An 18915-nucleotide genomic window follows, 5' to 3' on the forward strand; every position below is an offset into this window, starting at 1 on the left:
GCGGCGCGAGGGGGAGGACGATGCTCGCGCTGCACGCCGCGTGGTCGCCGGGCCGGGGGATCTGCCTCTGGGCCGAGGACCCCGCGCGCGGCGAGCGCGGCACGAGCCGGGCGCGCGGGGCCCGACCGCACCCGTTCGCGGCCGACCACGCGCAGCTGCGCGGCGTCGCGGCGGCGCTCGGGGCGACCGGCGCCGAGGGGCAGGCCGTGCTCCACCTGCCCTCCACCGGCGGACCCGACGCGGCCGAGCGGGCGCCGGTGGCGTCGACAGGGCTTCGGGTGAGCGACGCCGTTCTGGCGTCAGATGCCAGCAATGCGCCGTTGCTGCCGGAGGAGCCGGGGCCGGCCGCCCTCGCCCCGTGGACCGTCCCCGTGCTCGAGCTCGACGCCGGGGTGCTCCTGCGCGCCGAGCCCCTCCCCGGGGAGGGCGCCGAGCTGGAGGCCCTGCGCGCCCTCGGGCGGTTCGCCGCCGACCTCGTCACCCGTGGTCGCGTCCTGCCCGCCCCCGACCCGGACCACCCCGAGCACCCCCTCGGCTGGCGCCCGGTCCTGCAGGGCCGCGACCTCGTCGCCGCCGACGCGTTCGCCGCCGCGCTCCCGCCCGCCGTGCGCGCCGAGGCCCTCGACGGCCGCCCGCTGCGCGACGGCGCCGGGCCCGACCCCGTCGAGGTCGTCTCCGAGGCGCTGACCGCGTTCGTCGACGCCGAGGCCCGCCACCGCCTGGCCGACGAGGAGCTGCCCGACGACCTGCTCCACGCCGCCGCCCGGGGTGCCCTCGACCCCGGGCTCGCCCGCTGGGACGTCGTCGGCGCCCCGCACGCCGGCCCGGCCCGGGGCACCTTCCGGCTCACCGAGATCGTCGTCGACCACCTCGGCCACGCCCTCGAGGGGGAGCCCCGGTTCTGGCTGGAGTTCTCGCTGCAGTCGGCCCAGGACCCGAGCCTGCGGGTGACCGCCGAGTCGATCTGGCGGGACGCCGGGGCGCTGCGCCGCTGGCTCGACGACCCCAGCGAGCTGCTCCTCGCCGAGCTCGGCCGCGCCGCGAGCCTCTACCCGGAGCTCACCGACGCGCTGCGCGTCCCCCGCCCCACCGGCATGGAGCTCGACCGCGAGGGCACCCACCGCTTCCTGCTCGACGTCGCCGCCGGCCTCGACCGCGCCGGGTTCGGGGTGCTGCTCCCGAGCTGGTGGTCGAAGCCCGCCCGGCTCGGCCTCACCGCGAACGCCGAGGGCACCGCGACCCCCGACGGGGTCGTCGCCACCCCCGGCCGGCTGCGCCGGGAGGAGCTCGTCGAGTTCTCGTGGCGGCTCGCGGTCGACGGCGAGCCGCTCTCCGACGAGGAGATGCGTGCCCTCGTCCACGCCAAGGCCCCGCTGGTGCACCTGCGCGGGCAGTGGGTGGCGGTCGACCGGGACCGGCTGCGGGCGGGGCTCGAGTTCCTCGACCGGGCGCCCGGCGAGGCGACCGTCGGCGACGTCCTGACGCTCAACGCTGCCTATCTCTCCTCTCCGGCCGACCACGACGACCTGCCCCCCGAGTGGGCCGCGCCGCTGCCCGTCGAGGAGGTCACCGCCGGCGGAGCGCTGGGCGACCTGCTCTCCGGCGCCACCGAGCGGCACCTCGCGCTGCTCGACGACCCGCCCTCGCTCGAGGCCACGCTGCGCCCCTACCAGCGGCGCGGGGTGTCGTGGCTGGCGTTCCTGGCGGGGCTGCGGGTCGGTGGCGTGCTGGCCGACGACATGGGCCTCGGCAAGACACTGCAGGTCCTGGCCCTCGAGGCCCACGAGCGGGGTCCCGACGACGAGTCCGCTCCCGGCCGGCCGACGCTGCTCGTCGCGCCCACCTCCGTCGTCGGGACCTGGCAGCGCGAGGCCGCGCGGTTCGTGCCCGGCCTGCGGGTCGCGGTGCACCACGGGGCGGGCCGGGCCACGGGCGACCTCGCCGCCCTGCTCGCCGGGGCCGACCTCGTCGTCACCTCCTACGGCACCCTGACCCGCGACGTCGCCGAGCTGTCGCGCCACCGCTGGCACCGCCTCGTGCTCGACGAGGCCCAGCTGGTGAAGAACAACCGGTCCCGGGCCGCGCGGGCGGTCCGCACGATCGACGCGCAGCACCGCCTCGCGCTCACCGGCACCCCCGTCGAGAACCGGCTGGCCGAGTTGTGGTCGATCATGGACGCGGTCAACCCGGGCCTGCTCGGGACCGTCACCGCCTTCCGCGACCGCTACGCCGTCCCCATCGAGCGGCACGGCCGCAGCGACGTCGCGAAGCGCCTGCAGGTCGCCGTGCGCCCGTTCCTGCTGCGCCGGGTCAAGACCGACCCCACCGTCGTCGACGACCTCCCGGAGAAGATCGAGACGATCGAGCGGTGCCCGCTGACCGCGGAGCAGGCCTCGCTCTACCAGGTCGTCGTCGACGAGATGACCGAGACGCTGCACGGGCTCGAGACCGCGGGCAGGGAGGGCATCGAGCGGCGGGGCAAGGTCCTGGCGGCGCTGACGAAGCTCAAGCAGGTGTGCGACCACCCGGCCCTGCTGCTGCACGACGGGTCCGCGCTCGCCCGCCGCTCCGGCAAGCTCGCCCGGGTCGAGGAGATCGTCGCCGAGATCCTCGCGGCCGGGGAGAAGGCGTTGCTGTTCACGCAGTTCGCCGAGTTCGGCGAGATGCTCGCGCCCCACCTCGCGGCCCGCTTCGGCGTCGAGGTGGCGTGGCTGCACGGCGGCACGTCGCGCCGTGCCCGGGACCGCATGATCGAGGCGTTCCAGGACCCCTCGGGCGACGGGCCGCCGCTCTTCCTGCTCTCGCTCAAGGCCGGCGGGACCGGGCTGACGCTCACCGCGGCCCAGCACGTCGTCCACCTCGACCGCTGGTGGAATCCCGCGGTCGAGGACCAGGCCACCGACCGGGCGTTCCGCATCGGCCAGAAGCGCACCGTCACCGTCCGCAAGCTGATGTGCGGCGGCACCGTCGAGGAGCGCATCGACGACCTCATCGCCGGCAAGCGCGTGCTCGCCGGGCAGGTCATCGGCTCGGGCGGCGACGACCCCGACTGGCTGACCGGCCTGTCCACCGACGAGCTGCGGCGCATGGTCGCCCTCGACGACCCCGCGGGCGACGAGCCCGACGACGAGGACCCCGACGACGGGCCGGAGGAGGACACCGGTGCCGCTTGAGCGACCTCCGGGACGCCGGCCGTTCCGCGAGAAGTTCCCCGATCCCGCCGAGACGCCGGCCGAGGCCCCCCGTGACTTCTCGGAGTACGGCAAGCGCATCGCCGTCGAGGGCGGGCTCGCCGCCCGCAGCCGGCGGGGCGCGATCGGGGAGTCGTGGTGGTCGGGCCGGTTCCTCGCGGTGCTCGAGCAGCTGGGCGTCGGTGGCCGGCTGACCCGCGGCAAGACCTACGCCCGCGCCGGCCAGATCGTCGACCTCGCGATCGAGCCGGGCGAGGTCGTCGCGACGGTGCAGGGCAGCCGCGCCGAGCCCTACCGCGCGCGGATCGGGCTGGCCCCCTTCGCCGGCGAGGCCTGGGACGCCGTGGAGGAGGCCTTCGCCCGCGACTCCTGGTACGCCGCGTCGCTGCTCGGCGGCACGGTGCCCGACGACCTCGAGGACGTCTTCGCCTCCGTCGGGCTCTCGCTCTTCCCGACCGGCGCGCGCGAGATGCCGATGAACTGTTCCTGCCCGGACTGGTCCGTGCCCTGCAAGCACCTCGCCGCGGTCGCGTACCTGGTGGCCGAGCGCTTCGACGACGACCCGTTCCTCGTGCTGCGCTGGCGGGGCCGGGACCGGGCGACGCTGCTCGCCGGCATCCGGTCGCACCGCGACGACGCCGAGCCGACGGTGACGCCGCTCGCCGACGTCCTCGACCGGTACTTCGACGCGGCGGGCCCGCTCCCCGAGACGGCCTCCGCAGCCCCCGACCCGGGGCGGTCCGAGGCGCTGCTCGACGAGATGCCGCCGCTCGGGGTCCCCGTGGCCGACGGCGGCTCCCGGGTCGACGCCCGGGAGGCGCTCCGGCCCCTCTACCGTCGCTTCGGCGCGCCGAACGGGTAGAACGGTGCCGTGGCTCGGATCCTCATGATCGTCGCGCACCCCGACGACATCGACTTCGGCAGCGGCGGCTCCGTGGCGCGCTGGGTGTCCGAGGGCGACACGGTCGACTACTGCATCTGCACCGACGGCGACGCCGGGGGTTACGACGAGGCCGTCGGGCGCGTCGAGATGGCGGAGCTGCGGCGCAAGGAGCAGCGGGACGCCGCCGACGTCTACGGCGTCACCGACATCGACTGGCTCGGGCACCCCGACGGCCGCCTCTACGTCACCCACGAGCTGCGCCGCGACATCAGCCGCTCGATCCGGAAGCACCGGCCGGACCGCGTGGTCATCCCCTCGCCGACCCGCCAGCTGCGCAACCTCTACGGCAGCCACCCCGACCACATCGCGGCCGGCGAGGCGGCGATGTGCGCGGTGTACCCCGACGCCCGCAACCCGTTCGCCCACCCCGAGCTCCTCGCCGAGGAGGGGCTCGAGGCGTGGACGGTGCCGGAGACGTGGATCTCGAGCCCGGGCGAGGGCGCGGACACCTACGTCGACATCACCGACTTCATCGACGCGAAGATCACCGCGCTCAAGGCCCACGTCAGCCAGACCGCGCACATGGAGGACCTCGCGAAGCGCATGCAGATGTGGGGCTACATGCAGGCCAAGGCGGCCGGGTGGTGCGAGGAGGGGACGCCCGAGGACGAGCGCCGCTTCGCCGAGGGGTTCATCGTCCTCGACACGAAGTAGGACCGGCCGGCCGATCCGTGCGCGTTCTGCACACGGTCGGGGCGGCGACGCCATCAGGGCGAACTTCTGGTGCGGCGCGCACACGGTTGGGGCCGGCACCGCGTGGCGCTGGACCCCACCTGCGCGACGCATACGGTTGGGCACCGACCCTGTGACGGCGGGCCTCGTGCGTGACGCACCAGCGATCCGCGGGCGTGACCGAACCGGCGCGGCCGTGTGCGTGACGCACAAGCGGTCCGCGGGCGTGACCGAACCGGCGCGACTGTGTGCGTGACGCACTGCCAGATCCGTCGGAACGACCACCACCTGACCGGCGCGTTCCCTACCGTCGGCGTGTGCCCGACCGATCGTTCCTCACGGCGCCGCCATGGGCGGCCGAGGACGACCCCCTCAACGCCGCGATCGCCGACCATCTCCTCCAACGGCTGGTCACCGCCGCCACGCTCCTGCACCGGGGAAACGCCGACGAGCTCGGGCTCGACCCCACCATGCTGGCGATCCTGGAGGTCCTCGGCGTCGTGCCGGAGTTGACCGTCGCCGCGCTCGCGGACCGTGTCGCCCTCAGCCACGCCGCGACGTCGCGGGCGGTCACGCGGCTGGAGGAGCGCGCCTGGGTCGAGCGGCTCGGGGACCCCGGCGAGCAGCGCGTCGTCGCGAGGGCCGTGGACACGACGACGACGATCGACGCGTCGCGGCAGGACGTGCGCAGTCCCCTCGCCGCGGCGGCGGGAGAACTGCGCCCGGAGCTCCGGGACGCCGTCCTCGTGTTCCTGCGTGAGGTCAGCGACATCCTCACCACGCGGGCCCGGTCCAGGGGTGACCGCAGGTATCTGCGCACCCTCGAGCGACGGCGCAAGGAGTGGGATCGGGAGCGTCGCCCCCGTCGAGCCGACACGCCGTGAGGCAAGTGTTTCCCCACGCGACACGCCGAACGACACGCCGATACCACCCGCATGGGTGCACGCCGACACGCTGAGCGGACACGCCTACTCTGGGCATCGCCATGGCCGATCCGAGCACCTACCGCCCCGCCCCGGGAACCATCCCGGAGGCGCCGGGCGTCTACCGGTTCTCCGACGCGAACGGGCGCGTCATCTACGTCGGCAAGGCCAAGAACCTGCGCTCACGGCTGAACTCCTACTTCGCCGACCTCGCCGGACTCCACCCGCGCACGCGCCGCATGGTCACCAGCGCGTCGGCGGTGCAGTGGACGGTCGTCGGGACCGAGGTCGAGGCGCTCCAGCTCGAGTACAACTGGATCAAGGAGTACGACCCGCGGTTCAACGTCCGCTACCGGGACGACAAGACCTACCCGGTGCTCGCGGTGACCCTCAACGAGGAGTACCCGCAGCTCAAGGTCTACCGCGGCCCGCGTCGCAAGGGCGTCCGCTACTTCGGCCCCTACGCCCACGCGTGGGCCATCCGCGAGACGCTCAAGCTGCTCACCCGCGTCTTCCCGGCCCGGGTCTGCTCGCCCGGGGTCTTCAAGCGCCACGGCCAGATCGGGCGGCCGTGCATGTTCGGCTACATCGGCAAGTGCGCCGCGCCGTGCGTCGGCCGCGTCACAGCGGACGAGCACCGCGAGATCGTCAACGACTTCTGCGACTTCCTCGCCGGCCACACCGACCAGCTCATCGACCGCATCGAGAAAGAGATGCAGGCCGCATCGGCCGACATGGACTTCGAACGGGCGGCGCGGCTGCGCGACGACGCCGGGGCGCTCAAGCGGGTCGTCGAGAAGCAGGCCGTCGTGCTCGGCGACGGGACCGATGCCGACGTCGTCGCGTTCGCCCTGGACCCGCTCGAGGCGGCCGTGCAGGTCTTCCACGTGCGCGGCGGGCGGGTGCGCGGCCAGCGTGGCTGGGTGGTCGAGCGGGGGGAGGAGGACAGCCTCGCCGACCTCGTCGGGCAGTTCCTCTCGCAGTTCTACGGCGAGCAGGCCGCGCTGGCGGGCTCGGCCGACGACGCCGTGCAGCCGGTGCCGCGCGAGGTGCTCGTCCCGGCGCTGCCCGAGGACCACGCGGCGCTCACCCAGTGGCTTGCGACCCTGCGCGGGAGCCGGGTCAGCGTGCGGGTCGCCCAGCGCGGCGACAAGCGCACCCTGGCCGAGACGGTCGAGCGCAACGCCAAGGAGGCGCTCACCCAGCACAAGCTCAAGCGCGCCGGGGACCTCACCGCCCGCAGCGCCGCCCTCGAGGAGATCCAGGGGTACCTGGAGCTGGACTCCGCACCGCTGCGCATCGAGTGCACCGACGTCAGCCACGTCCAGGGCTCCGACGTCGTCGCGAGCCTCGTGGTGTTCGAGGACGGGCTGCCGAAGAAATCGGACTACCGGCGGTTCGCGATCCGGGGCGGGGCCGAGGGCGGGGACGTCGCGGCGATCGCCGAGGTGGTGCGGCGCCGGTTCGCCCGCTACCTGCGCGAGACCGCCGACGACGCCCACGACCCGACCGAGACCTCCTGCTCGGGCGAGACCTTGACAGGGGAGCACGCCGATAGGGGTGCGCCGGCCTCGGGCGAGCTGGACCCCGCGGGGATCGACGGCCCCCTCCCGGGCATCGACCCGACGACGGGGCGGCCGCGCAAGTTCGCCTACGCGCCCAACCTGCTCGTCGTCGACGGCGGCGCCCCGCAGGTCGCCGCGGCGCAGGAGGTGCTCTCCGAGCTGGGCATCACCGAGGTCGCGGTGTGCGGGCTCGCGAAGCGCCTCGAGGAGGTGTGGCTGCCCGGCGAGGAGGCGCCCGCGATCCTCCCGCGCAACTCCGAGGCGCTCTACCTGCTGCAGCGGGCGCGCGACGAGGCCCACCGCTTCGCGATCACCTACCACCGCCAGAAGCGCTCGACGCGCATGACGGCCTCTGCCCTCGACGGCGTCCCCGGGCTCGGCGAGACCCGGCGGACGGCGCTGCTCAAGCACTTCGGGTCGGTGAAGAAGCTGCGGGCGGCGTCGGTCGAGCAGATCACCGAGGTGCCGGGGGTGGGTCGGCGCACGGCCGAGGCGGTGCTGGCGGCGCTGAACGACGGGCAGACGCAACAGGCCACGAGTCAGGGGGAGGCGTCGTGAGACGGGGGAAGCGCGCGTGAGCACGCCGGACGGGCCCGAGGGGGGCGTCGAGGTCGCGATCGTCACCGGGGTCTCCGGGGCCGGGCGCAGCACCGCGGCGAAGGTGCTCGAGGACCTGGGCTGGTTCGTCGTGGACAACCTGCCGCCGGAGCTGCTGGAGACCGTCGTCGACCTCGGCGCGCGGTCGAAGGGACAGGTCACGCGCATCGCGGTCGTCATGGACGTCCGCAGCCGCGCGTTCACCGCGGACCTGGGCGCCGCCATCAAGGAGCTCGACACCCGAGGAGCACGGCCGCGGGTGGTCTTCCTCGACGCCGACGACGCCGTGCTCATCCGCCGGTTCGAGTCCAACCGCCGCTCGCACCCGCTGCAGGGCGACGGCCGCCTCGTCGACGGCATCGACGCCGAGCGGGAGCTGCTGGCCCCGCTGCGCGACCTCGCCGACCTCGTCGTCGACACCTCGAACCGCTCGGTGCACGAGCTGCGCAAGGCCATCGAGGAGGCGTTCCACGAGAGCGCCGCGGAGGTCGGGTCCAGCGTCACGGTGCTGTCGTTCGGCTACAAGCACGGGCTGCCCGCCGACGCCGACCTCGTCGTCGACGTGCGCTTCCTGCCCAACCCGCACTGGATCCCCGAGCTGCGCGAGCACGACGGCCGCGAGGCGGTGGTCAGCGACTACGTGCTCTCCCAGGAGGGCGCGGAGGACTTCCTCGAGGCCTACCTCGCGCTGCTGCGCCTGGTCGGGGTCGGGTACCGGCGCGAGGGCAAGCGCTACCTCACCGTCGCCGTCGGGTGCACCGGCGGCAAGCACCGCAGCGTCGCGATCGCCGAGGAGCTCGCCCGCCGGATGGCCGGCGAGGACGGGGTGCGGGTGACGGTCTCGCACCGGGACGTGGGGCGCGAGTGACCGCCACGAACGGCGCCGAGATGCATGCTCCGGAGGAGCCCGGCGCGCCGTTCCGGGCGACCGCGCTCGGCGGCGGGCACGGCCTGCACGCGACGCTGCGGGCGCTGCGCCGGCTGACCGACGACGTCACCGCGGTGGTCACCGTCGGCGACGACGGCGGGTCGTCCGGCCGGATCCGGCGCGAGCTGGACATCCTGCCGTGGGGCGACCTCCGGATGGCCCTGGACGCGCTGGCCGAGCGCGAGCACCCCGGGCCCACCGACCCCTCGACGTGGCGGAAGGTCTTCGAGCACCGCCTGGGCGGCACCGGGGCGCTCGCCGGCCACGCCGTCGGGAACCTCGTGCTGGCCGGCCTGCTCGAGGTCCTGGACGACCCGGTGGCGGCGCTCGACGAGGCGTGTCGGCTGCTCGGGCTGCGGGGGCGGGTGCTGCCGATGAGCCCGGTGCCGGTCGACATCGAGGCCGACGTGACGGGGCTGGGCCTCTCCGCGAGCGCGGGCGGGAACGGGGAATCCGACGGCGATGTCGCCCACCGGATCCGCGGGCAGGTGGCGGTGGCGACGACGCCGGGCCGGGTCCGGCAGGTGCGTCTCGTCCCGCGGCGCCCGAAGGCGTGCGCCGAGGCCGTCGACGCGATCCGCGCGGCCGACGTCGTCACCCTCGGACCCGGCTCGTGGTTCACCAGCGTGATGCCGCACCTGCTTGTCCCCGAGCTGTTCACCGCGCTGTGCGAGACCGAGGCGCGCCGGGTGCTCGTCCTCAACCTCGCCCCGCAGCCGGGGGAGACGGCGGGGTTCTCGCCGGAGCAGCACCTCGACGCGCTGGCCGAGCACGCGCCGCGGCTGCGCCTCGACGTCGTCGTCGCCGACCCGGAGGCGACGCCCGAGCCGGACCGCCTGCGCCGCGGCGCCGAGGCGTTCGGCGCCGAGATCTTGTTCACCGCCGTCGGCGAGCCCGGCGGCGCCCCGCGCCACGACCCCGTGGCCCTGGCCGGGGCACTGCGCGAGGCGGCGGGCAGTGCCGCCTCGCGTGACCGCGTTCCACCGGACGAGTGGGACGCGCGCGTCGACGAGTGGGGGAGCGGCGCGCGCCGTCGCTTCGGGGCCGGGGACGTGTTCTTCACCCCGACCGGCGACGCGCGACGCTATGAGGAGGAGGATCTCCGGTGGCCATGACCGCTGCGGTGAAGGACGAGCTGAGCCGGCTGTCCGTCACCAAGACCTGTTGCCGTCGGGCCGAGGTGTCGGCCCTGCTGCGGTTCGGGGGTGGGCTGCACATCGTCAACGGGCGGGTGGTCGTCGAGGCCGAGCTCGACACCGGCAACGCTGCCCGGCGGCTCCGCCGGGAGATCCACGACCTGTACGGGCACCAGCCCGAGGTGCACGTGCTCTCCCAGGGCAACCTGCGCAAGGGCACCCGCTACGTGGTGCGGGTGGCCATCGACGGCGACTCGCTGGCCCGCCAGACCGGCCTGCTGGACCCGCGCGGCCGCCCGGTGCGCGGGCTGCCGCCGCAGGTCGTCTCCGGCGGTGTGTGCGACGCCGAGGCGGCGTGGCGGGGCGCGTTCCTGGCGCACGGGTCGCTCACCGAGCCCGGCCGCTCGTCGGCACTGGAGATCACCTGCCCCGGCATGGAGGCCGCGATGGCGCTGGTCGGGGCCGCGCGCCGGCTCGGGGTCGCGGCCAAGGCCCGCGAGGTGCGCGGGGCCGATCGGGTGGTGGTCCGCGACGGCGACGCGATCGGCGCGCTGCTGACCCGCATCGGGGCCCACTCGTCGGTGCTGCAGTGGGAAGAGCGCCGGATGCGGCGCGAGGTCCGCGCGACGGCCAACCGGCTCGCCAACTTCGACGACGCCAACCTGCGCCGCTCGGTCAAGGCCGCGGTGACCGCGTCCGCGCGGGTCAACCGGGCGCTGGAGCTGCTCGGCGACGAGGTGCCCGACCACCTCATCACCGCCGGCCGGCTGCGCGTGCAGCACGAGCAGGCGTCCCTCGAGGAGCTGGGTCAGCTCGCGGACCCGCCCATGACCAAGGACGCGGTCGCCGGGCGCATCCGGCGGCTGCTCGCGATGGCCGACAAGAAGGCCAAGGACATGCGCGTCCCCGATACCGCCAGCGCCGTCACCGCGGAGATGGAGGAGATGGTCGAGGTGCCGGCCGGGCGGGAGTAGCGCCGCCCACGGTCACGGTTCAGTGATCGGGAGCGGTTGCGCACACCACCCGTCGTCGGGTCGGCGTGAGGCGTCCGCTTCGTTAGGGTCGCGCTGCCGGTGGGAACGTGGCTGGACACGGTGCAGCCTCGGTGCCGCGGCGGCGAAGCAGACCACGAGTAGAAGGACAACGCCCTGTGACCATCAAGATCGGGATCAACGGCTTCGGGCGGATCGGCCGGAACGTGTTCCGCGCGCTGGAGAAGCAGCGTGCGGAGGGCGCCGCCGACATCGAGGTGCTCGCGGTCAACGACATCACCGACAACGCCACCCTCGCGCACCTGCTGCGCTACGACTCGGTGCTGGGCCGCTTCGACGGCACCGTCGAGGTGGGCGACGACAAGCTCATCGTCAACGGCAAGCACGTCAAGGCCCTCGAGGAGCGCGACCCGGCGAACCTGCCGTGGGGCGACCTCGGCGTCGACGTCGTGATCGAGTCCTCGGGAATCTTCACCGACGCCGACTCCGCGGGGAAGCACCTCAAGGCCGGCGCCAAGAAGGTCGTCATCTCCGCCCCGGCCAAGGGCGAGGACCTCACCGTCGTCATGGGCATCAACGACGCGAGCTACGACGGCAGCCAGAACATCCTGTCCAACGCCTCCTGCACCACCAACTGCGTCGCCCCGATGGCCAAGGTGCTGCACGACGCGTTCGGCCTGCAGACCGGCTTCATGACCACCGTGCACGCCTACACCGGCGACCAGCGCGTCCACGACGCGCCGCACAAGGACCTGCGCCGGGCCCGCGCCGCCGCCGTCAACATCATCCCGACGACGACGGGTGCGGCCCAGGCCACCGCGCTGGCGCTGCCCGAGCTCGAGGGCAAGCTCAACGGCGTCGCGATGCGCGTGCCGGTGCCGGACGGCTCGGTCACCGACCTCACCGCCACGCTCGACCAGGAGGTCACCGTCGAGCAGGTGAACGAGGCGTTCAGGAAGGCCGCCGAGGGCGAGCTCAAGAACGTCCTCGTCTACACCGAGGACCCGATCGTCTCCACCGACATCGTCGGCTCGCCCGCCTCGTGCACCTTCGACTCCGGCATGACCAAGGTGCTGAACGGCAACACGGTGAAGATCATCGGCTGGTACGACAACGAGTGGGGCTACTCGAACCGCGTGGTGGACCTGACGACGCTGGTGGGCTCGAAGCTCTCATGAAGACCCTCGACGACCTGATCGCCGAGGGCGTGCAGGACCGGTTCGTGCTGCTGCGGGCCGACTTCAACGTCCCGCTCGACGGCTACACGATCACCGACGACGGCCGGATCCGTGCCGCCCTGCCGACGATCACCAAGCTCGTCGGGGCAGGGGCGAAGGTCCTCGTCATGGCCCACCTGGGGCGCCCGAAGGACCCCGAGCCGCTGGGTCGTGACCGGCGGGCGTCGCTGTCCCCGGTCGCGGCCCGGCTGGGAGAGCTGCTCGACCAGCGGGTCTCGTTGGCCGAGGACGTGGTGGGGCAGTCGGCGCACGACGTCGCCGGGGCCCTGATGCCCGGTGGCATCGGCCTGCTGGCCAACGTGCGGTGCGAGCCGCGCGAGACCGGGACGCCGTCGGAACGGGACGCGCTGGCGACGGAGCTCGCCGAGCTCGTCCCGGGCGGCGCGTTCGTCTCCGACGGCTTCGGCGTGGTGCACCGCGAGCAGGCGTCGGTCTACGAGATCGCGCGCAAGCTCCCGGCCTACGGCGGCGACCTCGTCGCCCGCGAGACCGAGGTGCTGCGCCGGCTCACCGGCGACCCGGCCCGCCCGTACGTGGTGATCCTCGGCGGGTCGAAGGTCTCCGACAAGCTCGCGGTGCTGACCAACCTGCTGCCGAAGGTCGACACGCTGCTGGTCGGCGGGGCGATGTGCTTCACCTTCCTCGTCGCGCAGGGCCACGACGTGGGCGGCTCCAAGCTGGAGTCCGACCAGATCGACACCTGCCGCGACCTGCTCGGGAAGTACGCCGACACGCTCGTGCTGCCGAGCGACGTCGTCGTGGCCTCCGAGTTCTCGGCGGACGCCGACACCCGGACCGTGTCGGTCTCGGAGATCCCCGAGGGCTGGATGGGTCTCGACGTCGGGCCGGAGACGGTGTCGGCGTTCGGGTCGCGCCTGGCCGACGCGGCCACGGTGTTCTGGAACGGGCCGATGGGAGTGTTCGAGATGGCGCCGTTCGCGGCGGGAACCACGGGGGTCGCGGAGGCGGTCGCCGACAGCCCGGCGTTCAGCGTGATCGGCGGCGGTGACTCGGCGTCGGCGATCCGGGCGGCCGGGCTCGACGAGGAACGGTTCGGACACATCTCCACCGGGGGCGGTGCGTCGTTGGAGTTCCTGGAGGGCAAGGAGCTCCCCGGCATCGCCGTTCTCGAGGAGGAGGCCTAGTGGCCCGCAAGCCGCTCATCGCCGGCAACTGGAAGATGAACCTGAACCACCTCGAGGCCATCGGGGTGGTCCAGAAGCTCTACTTCGCGCTGCCGTCCAAGTACTACGACCACGTCGACGTGGCGGTCTGCCCGCCGTTCACCGACCTGCGCAGCGTGCAGACGGTGATCGACGCCGACTCGATGCCCATCAGCTACGGCGCCCAGGACCTCTCGCCGGAGGAGTCGGGGGCCTTCACCGGGGACGTCTCCGGGGCGATGCTCGCGAAGCTCGGGTGTACCTGGGTGATCGTCGGGCACTCCGAGCGGCGCACGATCCATTGCGAGGACGACGCCCTGGTCGCCCGCAAGGTGGCGGCGGCCCTGAAGAACGGGCTGACGCCGATCCTGTGCCTCGGCGAGGGGGAGGACGTCCGCGAGGCCGGGAGCCACGTCCCCCACTGCACCGGGCAGCTCGACGGGTCCCTCGCGGGACTGTCCGCCGAGGACGTCGCGAAGGTCGTCATCGCCTACGAGCCGGTGTGGGCGATCGGGACCGGCAAGACCGCGACCACCCAGGACGCGCAGGAGGTGTGCCACGCGCTGCGCGAGCGGCTGCGCGAGGTCCACGGGGCCGAGGTGGCCGAGGCCGTGCGCATCCTCTACGGCGGGTCGGTGAAGTCGAACAACGTCAAGGACCTCGTCGGCGAGACCGACATCGACGGGGCGCTCGTGGGTGGGGCCTCGCTCGACCCCGAGGGGTTCGCCGAACTGTGCGCGCTCGCGGCGGGCGGCCCGCTGTAGGCGGCGGGTCCGGTTTCTGACCGAGGGGCACCTTCGCTCGAATAGATCGAGCGGAGGTGCCCTTCGCTCGTCTCCGGGTGTGGTCGGCCTATTCCGGCGAAGGGGACCCACGGCCCAACTAGTCGACCGAAGGTGCCCTTCGCTCGAAACCGGACGACCGGGGATCCGGGAGTGACCTGCGCCGCCGGTGATCGTTGAGCCCCACGAGGTCCGTCCCGGAAGGGTGTGACCCGGGGCTCTCCTGCGGGAGGGGCCGGGTAGTGTGACCGATGGATGCCCGCTCCGCAGGTCGACGCAGCGGAGCACGGACTAGACGGAGGTCACGGAGCCCGAGATGCGACTGTTCCTCGACATCCTGCTCATCGTCTCCAGCGTGCTGCTGGTGCTGCTGGTGCTGCTGCACCGCGGCCGGGGCGGTGGTCTCTCGTCGCTGTTCGGCGGCGGGGTGCAGTCGAGCCTCGCGGGCTCCAGCGTGGTCGAGAAGAACCTCGACCGCCTCACCCTGTTCGTCGGCGCGATCTGGCTGATCGCGATCGTCGGGACGGGCCTGCTCATCAAGATCGAGGGTTGACGGCCGGCCCGGACCGCCGCGCGCCGGGCCTGACGATGCGGAGGTAGCACCGACATGGCCACTGGCAACGCGATCCGGGGAACCCGGGTCGGGTCCGGTCCGATGGGCGAGTCCGAGCGGGGGGAGAGCGCCGCTCGCATCCTGGTCTCCTTCTGGTGCTCGAACGGGCACGAGACCACCCCGTCCTTCGCTCACGACGCCGAGCTGCCCACCACGTGGGACTGCCCGCGTTGTGGCCTGCCGGCGAACACCGACATGAAGAACCCGCCGCCCGCCCGGCGCACCGAGCCCTACAAGACGCACCTGGCCTACGTGAAGGAGCGCCGCTCGGACGCCGACGGCGAGGCCCTCCTCGAGGAGGCCCTGGCCAAGTTGCGCGCCCGTCGCGGCGAGAACTGACCGCGCAGACCTGACAGGCCGCCGTCGCAGGTGACAAGGTGTCGCCCGTGGCCGCACCGACCGATCCGCGGGGAACCGCCGACACCCGCTTCTCCCTGAGCCAGGCCGAGATCCCGACCGCCTGGTTCAACGTCGCTCCGCACCTCACGAGCCCGCTCGACCCGCCGTTGCACCCGGCGACGCGCGAGCCCGTGGGTCCCGACGACCTCGCGCCACTCTTCGCGGCCGAGCTCATCGGCCAGGAGATGTCGGCGGACCCGTGGATCGACATCCCTGGCGAGGTCCTCGACGTCCTGCGCCTGTGGCGGCCCACGCCGCTGATCCGCGCCCGCCGGCTCGAGGCGGCGCTGCAGACCACGGCCAGGATCTACTTCAAGGACGAGTCGGTCTCGCCCGCCGGATCGCACAAGCCGAACTCGGCGGTGCCGCAGGCGTTCTACAACGCCCGCGAGGGGATCCGACGGCTGTCGACGGAGACCGGCGCCGGGCAGTGGGGCACCGCGCTGGCGTTCGCGTGCGCCCAGTACGACCTCGAGTGCGCGGTCTACATGGTGCGCAAGAGCTTCGAGCAGAAGCCCTACCGCAAGGTGATCATGGAGACGTGGGGCGCCAGCGTCGTCCCGTCCCCGATCGACGACCCCGACAACGCCGGCTCGCTCGGGGCGGCGATCTCGGACGCCGTGCGCGACGCGGGCGGGCGCGACGACACGCACTACGCCCTCGGCTCCGTGCTCAACCACGTGCTGCTGCACCAGACCGTCATCGGGCTCGAGGCCCAGCAGCAGCTCGCGCAGGCCGGGGAGACCCGCCCCGACGTCGTCATCGCACCCTGCGGCGGCGGCTCGAACCTGGGCGGGATCGCGCTGCCCTTCCTCCCGGACCCGACGGTGCGGCTGCTCGCGGCCGAGCCGGCGTCGTGCCCGACGCTGACGCAGGGCACCTACGAGTACGACTTCGGCGACACCGCCGGGCTCACCCCGCTGATGAACATGTACACGCTGGGCCACGACTTCATGCCGCCCGGCATCCACGCCGGCGGGCTGCGCTACCACGGCGACTCGCCGATCATCTCCAAGCTGGTCCACGAGGGCCGGATGGAGGCGGTGGCCCACCGGCAGCGCACGGTCTTCGAGGCCAACGTGCTGTTCGCGCGCGTCGAGGGCAAGCTCCCCGCACCCGAGGCGGGCCACGGGATCGCGTCGGTCATCGCCGAGGCCAACGACGCGACCGCGAAGGGCGAGGAGCGGGTGATCCTCTTCAACTACTGCGGGCACGGGCTGCTCGACCTGTCCGCGTACGAGGACCACCTCGCAGGCTCCCTGCCCGAGGAGCCCTGACCCCTCGTCGGGGTGCGTGCTGCGGCGCTCGCCGTGACGCTCCTCGGGGTCGCCGTCACCGCCGCCCGGGGGCACCCGGCCCACCGCGTTCGACCTCGGCAACGCCGGGGTCTTCGTCCTGCTCGCCGCGGCGGCCTTCGTCGTGCCCGACGCGCTGCTCGCGCAGTGGCTGCAGCCGATGGGCAACGCCGGGCTGCTGCGCGTCGCGCTCGTCGGGGTGCTGGCCGGACACCCCTTCGTCCGGGACTACGCCGTGGCGTCGGTGGACGAGGCCACCGCCCGGTCCGACGGGTTCCGCGTGGTCGCGACCGCGATGACGTGGCTGTGGGTCGGGGCCTTCGCCGGGATGACAGTCGTCTCGGCCGTGCCGCCGGTCCTCGACGGCGACGCGACGATCCGCCGACCTCTCCGGACGGCGGTGGCGGGCCGCGGCGGACCTCGTCGCCGAGGCCGACGGCACCGTCGACGCCGCGACCACCGTCCCCACGGCCGGGAACTGGGCCACGGCCGATCCCACCGCGCCGCTCTGGGCGATGCGCTTCGCCGAACCGGACGCGGTGCCCGACCTGTTCGTGCCCCCCGCCGAGGCGTGGCTGGTGACAGTGCACGCGGGTCCCGGTCAGACCACCGGGGAGAGCATCGCGGGCGACCCGGCGTCGACGGTCCGCCACGCGGCCGCGAGCCGGACCACGGCGTCGTCGAGCACGTCGACGGGATGGGTGTAGGGCACCCGCAGGAACCCCTCGAACGCGCCGCCGGTGCCGAAGCGCGGGCCGGCCGCCAGGTGCAGTCCCTGCCGGGCGGCCGCCTCGACCAGCACGCTCGAACGGGGCGCGCCGAGGTCGACCCACAGGCTCAGCCCACCGCTCGGACGCGGCGCCGTCCACTCCGGGAGTGTCCGGGCGAGCGCGCCGAGCAGGTGGTCGCGCCGCGCCGCCATGGTCGCCCGGCGCTCGGGCAGCAGGTCGTCGATCCCCCGCAGCAGGGCGGCCGCGACGAGCTGCTCGAGCACCGGCGAGGCGATGTCGTCGGACGCCCGGCTGGTGGCCACCCGGCGCAGCACCGCCCGCGGCCCGCGCAGCCAGCCGATCCGCACGCCGCCCCACACTGACTTCGACAGCGACCCGAGGGTGAGCACCGGGGCCTCGCCGGGCATCGTCGCCCACGCCCCGAGCGGCGGTGGCACGGGCTCGGTGAGCCAGAGGTCGCGCAGGCAGTCGTCCACGACCAACGGGACCCCGTGACGGCGGGCGGCGGCGACCACGCCCTCCCGGGCCGCGGCGTCCATGACCCCGCCGGTGGGGTTGTGGTGATCCGGGACGAGGTAGGCCAGCGCCGGCGCCGACGCCCGCAGGCCGGCGGCGAACGCCGCGACGTCCCACCGGGCCCGCCCGACGGCGTCGCGGTCGAGCGCCATCGGCACCGGGCGGGCGGAGACGTGCCGGACGAGGTCGATCGCGTTCGGGTAGGTCGGCTGCTCGAGCAGCACCCGGTCCCCGGGGCGGACGAGCGCGCGCACGACGAGCGCGTGGGCGTGCTGGGAGCCCGCGGTCACCATGACCTCGTCGGGGGCGGTGGGCAGGCCCTGGGCGGTGAGGCGGTCCGCGACGAGGCCTCGCAGGACGGGCAGCCCCAGCAGGTCGTACCCCGGGCCGACGAGGTGGCCGGGCAGCTCGGCGAGCGCCTCCCGCCCGGCCCGCGCCATCGCCTCGGCGGGCGCGGCGGGCGCGGCGTGGGCGAGGTCGATGACGTCCGGCGCGATCCCGGAGGGCCCCGCCGCACTGGTCGGGGCGAACGGCACCACGGGCGTCGACGACGAGCCCTCGCTCGGCAGCGTCGTCCAGGTCCCCGAGCCGCGGCGTCGGGCCAGGTGCCCGCTGCCGCGCAGGTCGTCGTACGCCGCGGCGACGGTGCCCCGCCCGATCCCCAGCGCCGCCGCGAGCTCGCGCTCGCTGGGGACACGGGTCCCGACGGCGAGCCTGCCGTCGGAGAGCAGCGTGCGTACCCGGTCGGCCAGCGCCGCGTACCCCGCCCGGCCGTCGCCGGCGAGGTCGCCGAGGTGCCGCACGAACGCCGAGCCGTTGAGCTGCTGCTCCATCGCGGTACCTGCCACTTCTGCCACTGCGCCTGCCACCTGGCGAGGATTGGCGCTGCCACCACCTGCCACTAGGAGCCACTGTAGACGCTGGACCTGCCACCGGAGGAGACCGCCATGTTGACCGTTCTCGGCGCCCTCGTCGTGCTCGCCGTCCTCGCGGTCGGGCGCTACGGCGCCGACACCCGCTTCGACAACGGCCACGATCCGCGCGATCCCGCCCGGCCACGGGGCCCGCAGTACGCGCACACCCCGGCCGGCGACCTCGCCCTGCTCGCGGGGCTCGCCCGCCGCGTGGCCGCCCATCCTCGGGCGTGGGAGAGCCACGACCGCTCGCTGCGGCCGTGGGAGCGCGAGCACGTCTGAGGTGGCCGGCCCGCCGAATGGACTCCCACGGCTGG

Annotated in this window: 17 protein-coding genes and 1 pseudogene; 16 read left to right on the forward strand and 2 right to left on the reverse strand. The window is 74.1% G+C overall.

Features of this window, described 5'->3' with window-relative positions:
- Positions 1-20: 20 nt before the first annotated feature.
- The 14 genes from VGH76_RS23665 to VGH76_RS23730 all read left to right on the forward strand — a co-directional run bounded on the left by VGH76_RS23665 (position 21) and on the right by VGH76_RS23730 (position 16419).
- Positions 21-3173, forward strand: a complete 3153-nt coding sequence (locus tag VGH76_RS23665) for a DEAD/DEAH box helicase (RefSeq protein WP_331559194.1) — start codon at positions 21-23, stop codon at positions 3171-3173.
- Positions 3163-4053 (forward strand): SWIM zinc finger family protein, encoded by an 891-nt coding sequence (locus VGH76_RS23670; RefSeq protein ID WP_331559195.1) that lies wholly within the window; start codon positions 3163-3165, stop codon positions 4051-4053. The genes VGH76_RS23665 and VGH76_RS23670 overlap by 11 nt, the downstream gene beginning before the upstream one ends.
- Before the next feature lie 9 nt (positions 4054-4062).
- Positions 4063-4788: a PIG-L deacetylase family protein gene (locus VGH76_RS23675; RefSeq protein ID WP_331559196.1), complete on the forward strand. Its 726-nt coding sequence runs from the start codon at positions 4063-4065 to the stop codon at positions 4786-4788.
- Between the two features lie 335 nt (positions 4789-5123).
- Positions 5124-5690: a helix-turn-helix domain-containing protein gene (locus VGH76_RS23680; RefSeq protein WP_331559198.1), complete on the forward strand. Its 567-nt coding sequence runs from the start codon at positions 5124-5126 to the stop codon at positions 5688-5690.
- A 101-nt stretch (positions 5691-5791) separates the two neighbouring features.
- On the forward strand, positions 5792-7852 hold the full coding sequence (uvrC, locus tag VGH76_RS23685; RefSeq protein WP_331559199.1) for an excinuclease ABC subunit UvrC: 2061 nt from the start codon (positions 5792-5794) through the stop codon (positions 7850-7852).
- Between the two features lie 16 nt (positions 7853-7868).
- Positions 7869-8759 (forward strand): RNase adapter RapZ, encoded by an 891-nt coding sequence (gene rapZ / locus VGH76_RS23690; RefSeq protein ID WP_331559200.1) that lies wholly within the window; start codon positions 7869-7871, stop codon positions 8757-8759.
- 20 nt (positions 8760-8779) lie between these two features.
- The gene (locus VGH76_RS23695; RefSeq protein ID WP_331559229.1) at positions 8780-9934 is read left to right on the forward strand and encodes a uridine diphosphate-N-acetylglucosamine-binding protein YvcK; all 1155 of its coding nucleotides are present in this window, start codon (positions 8780-8782) and stop codon (positions 9932-9934) included.
- Positions 9925-10929, forward strand: a complete 1005-nt coding sequence (whiA, locus tag VGH76_RS23700) for a DNA-binding protein WhiA (protein WP_331559201.1) — start codon at positions 9925-9927, stop codon at positions 10927-10929. Before VGH76_RS23695 ends, whiA begins: the two co-directional genes overlap by 10 nt.
- 176 nt (positions 10930-11105) lie before the next feature.
- Complete coding sequence (gap, locus tag VGH76_RS23705) at positions 11106-12125, forward strand: type I glyceraldehyde-3-phosphate dehydrogenase (protein WP_331559202.1); 1020 nt, start codon at positions 11106-11108, stop codon at positions 12123-12125.
- Positions 12122-13330, forward strand: coding sequence for a phosphoglycerate kinase (locus tag VGH76_RS23710; protein ID WP_331559203.1), 1209 nt, complete (start codon positions 12122-12124; stop codon positions 13328-13330). Before gap ends, VGH76_RS23710 begins: the two co-directional genes overlap by 4 nt.
- The gene (gene tpiA / locus VGH76_RS23715; protein ID WP_331559204.1) at positions 13330-14112 is read left to right on the forward strand and encodes a triose-phosphate isomerase; all 783 of its coding nucleotides are present in this window, start codon (positions 13330-13332) and stop codon (positions 14110-14112) included. The genes VGH76_RS23710 and tpiA overlap by 1 nt, the downstream gene beginning before the upstream one ends.
- A 334-nt stretch (positions 14113-14446) precedes the next feature.
- Complete coding sequence (secG, locus tag VGH76_RS23720; RefSeq protein WP_169183036.1) at positions 14447-14683, forward strand: preprotein translocase subunit SecG; 237 nt, start codon at positions 14447-14449, stop codon at positions 14681-14683.
- Between the two features lie 54 nt (positions 14684-14737).
- A complete protein-coding gene (locus VGH76_RS23725) occupies positions 14738-15082 on the forward strand; it encodes an RNA polymerase-binding protein RbpA (protein ID WP_331559205.1) in 345 nt (114 codons plus the stop codon).
- A gap of 47 nt (positions 15083-15129) precedes the next feature.
- A complete protein-coding gene (locus tag VGH76_RS23730; protein ID WP_331559206.1) occupies positions 15130-16419 on the forward strand; it encodes a TrpB-like pyridoxal phosphate-dependent enzyme in 1290 nt (429 codons plus the stop codon).
- 55 nt (positions 16420-16474) lie between these two features.
- Here the strand turns inward: VGH76_RS23730 and VGH76_RS23735 are convergent, their stop codons facing one another.
- A complete protein-coding gene (locus tag VGH76_RS23735; RefSeq protein WP_331559207.1) occupies positions 16475-16651 on the reverse strand; it encodes a hypothetical protein in 177 nt (58 codons plus the stop codon).
- Between the two features lie 172 nt (positions 16652-16823).
- On the opposite strand from VGH76_RS23735, the pseudogene VGH76_RS28065 reads away from it, so the two are divergent.
- Positions 16824-17144 (forward strand): annotated as a pseudogene (locus tag VGH76_RS28065) (acyl-CoA thioesterase/BAAT N-terminal domain-containing protein); the annotation flags it as partial.
- Here VGH76_RS28065 and VGH76_RS23740 read toward each other — a convergent pair.
- Positions 17039-18517: a PLP-dependent aminotransferase family protein gene (locus tag VGH76_RS23740; protein ID WP_331559209.1), complete on the reverse strand. Its 1479-nt coding sequence runs from the start codon at positions 18515-18517 to the stop codon at positions 17039-17041. The pseudogene VGH76_RS28065 and the gene VGH76_RS23740 overlap by 106 nt on opposite strands.
- Before the next feature lie 114 nt (positions 18518-18631).
- Here VGH76_RS23740 and VGH76_RS23745 point away from each other — a divergent pair, with 114 nt between their 5' ends.
- Positions 18632-18880: a hypothetical protein gene (locus tag VGH76_RS23745; protein ID WP_331559210.1), complete on the forward strand. Its 249-nt coding sequence runs from the start codon at positions 18632-18634 to the stop codon at positions 18878-18880.
- Positions 18881-18915: the final 35 nt, after the last annotated feature.

This window comes from Actinomycetospora sp., from assembly GCF_036497585.1.
In the GTDB taxonomy this organism is placed as follows: Bacteria; Actinomycetota; Actinomycetes; order Mycobacteriales; family Pseudonocardiaceae; genus Actinomycetospora.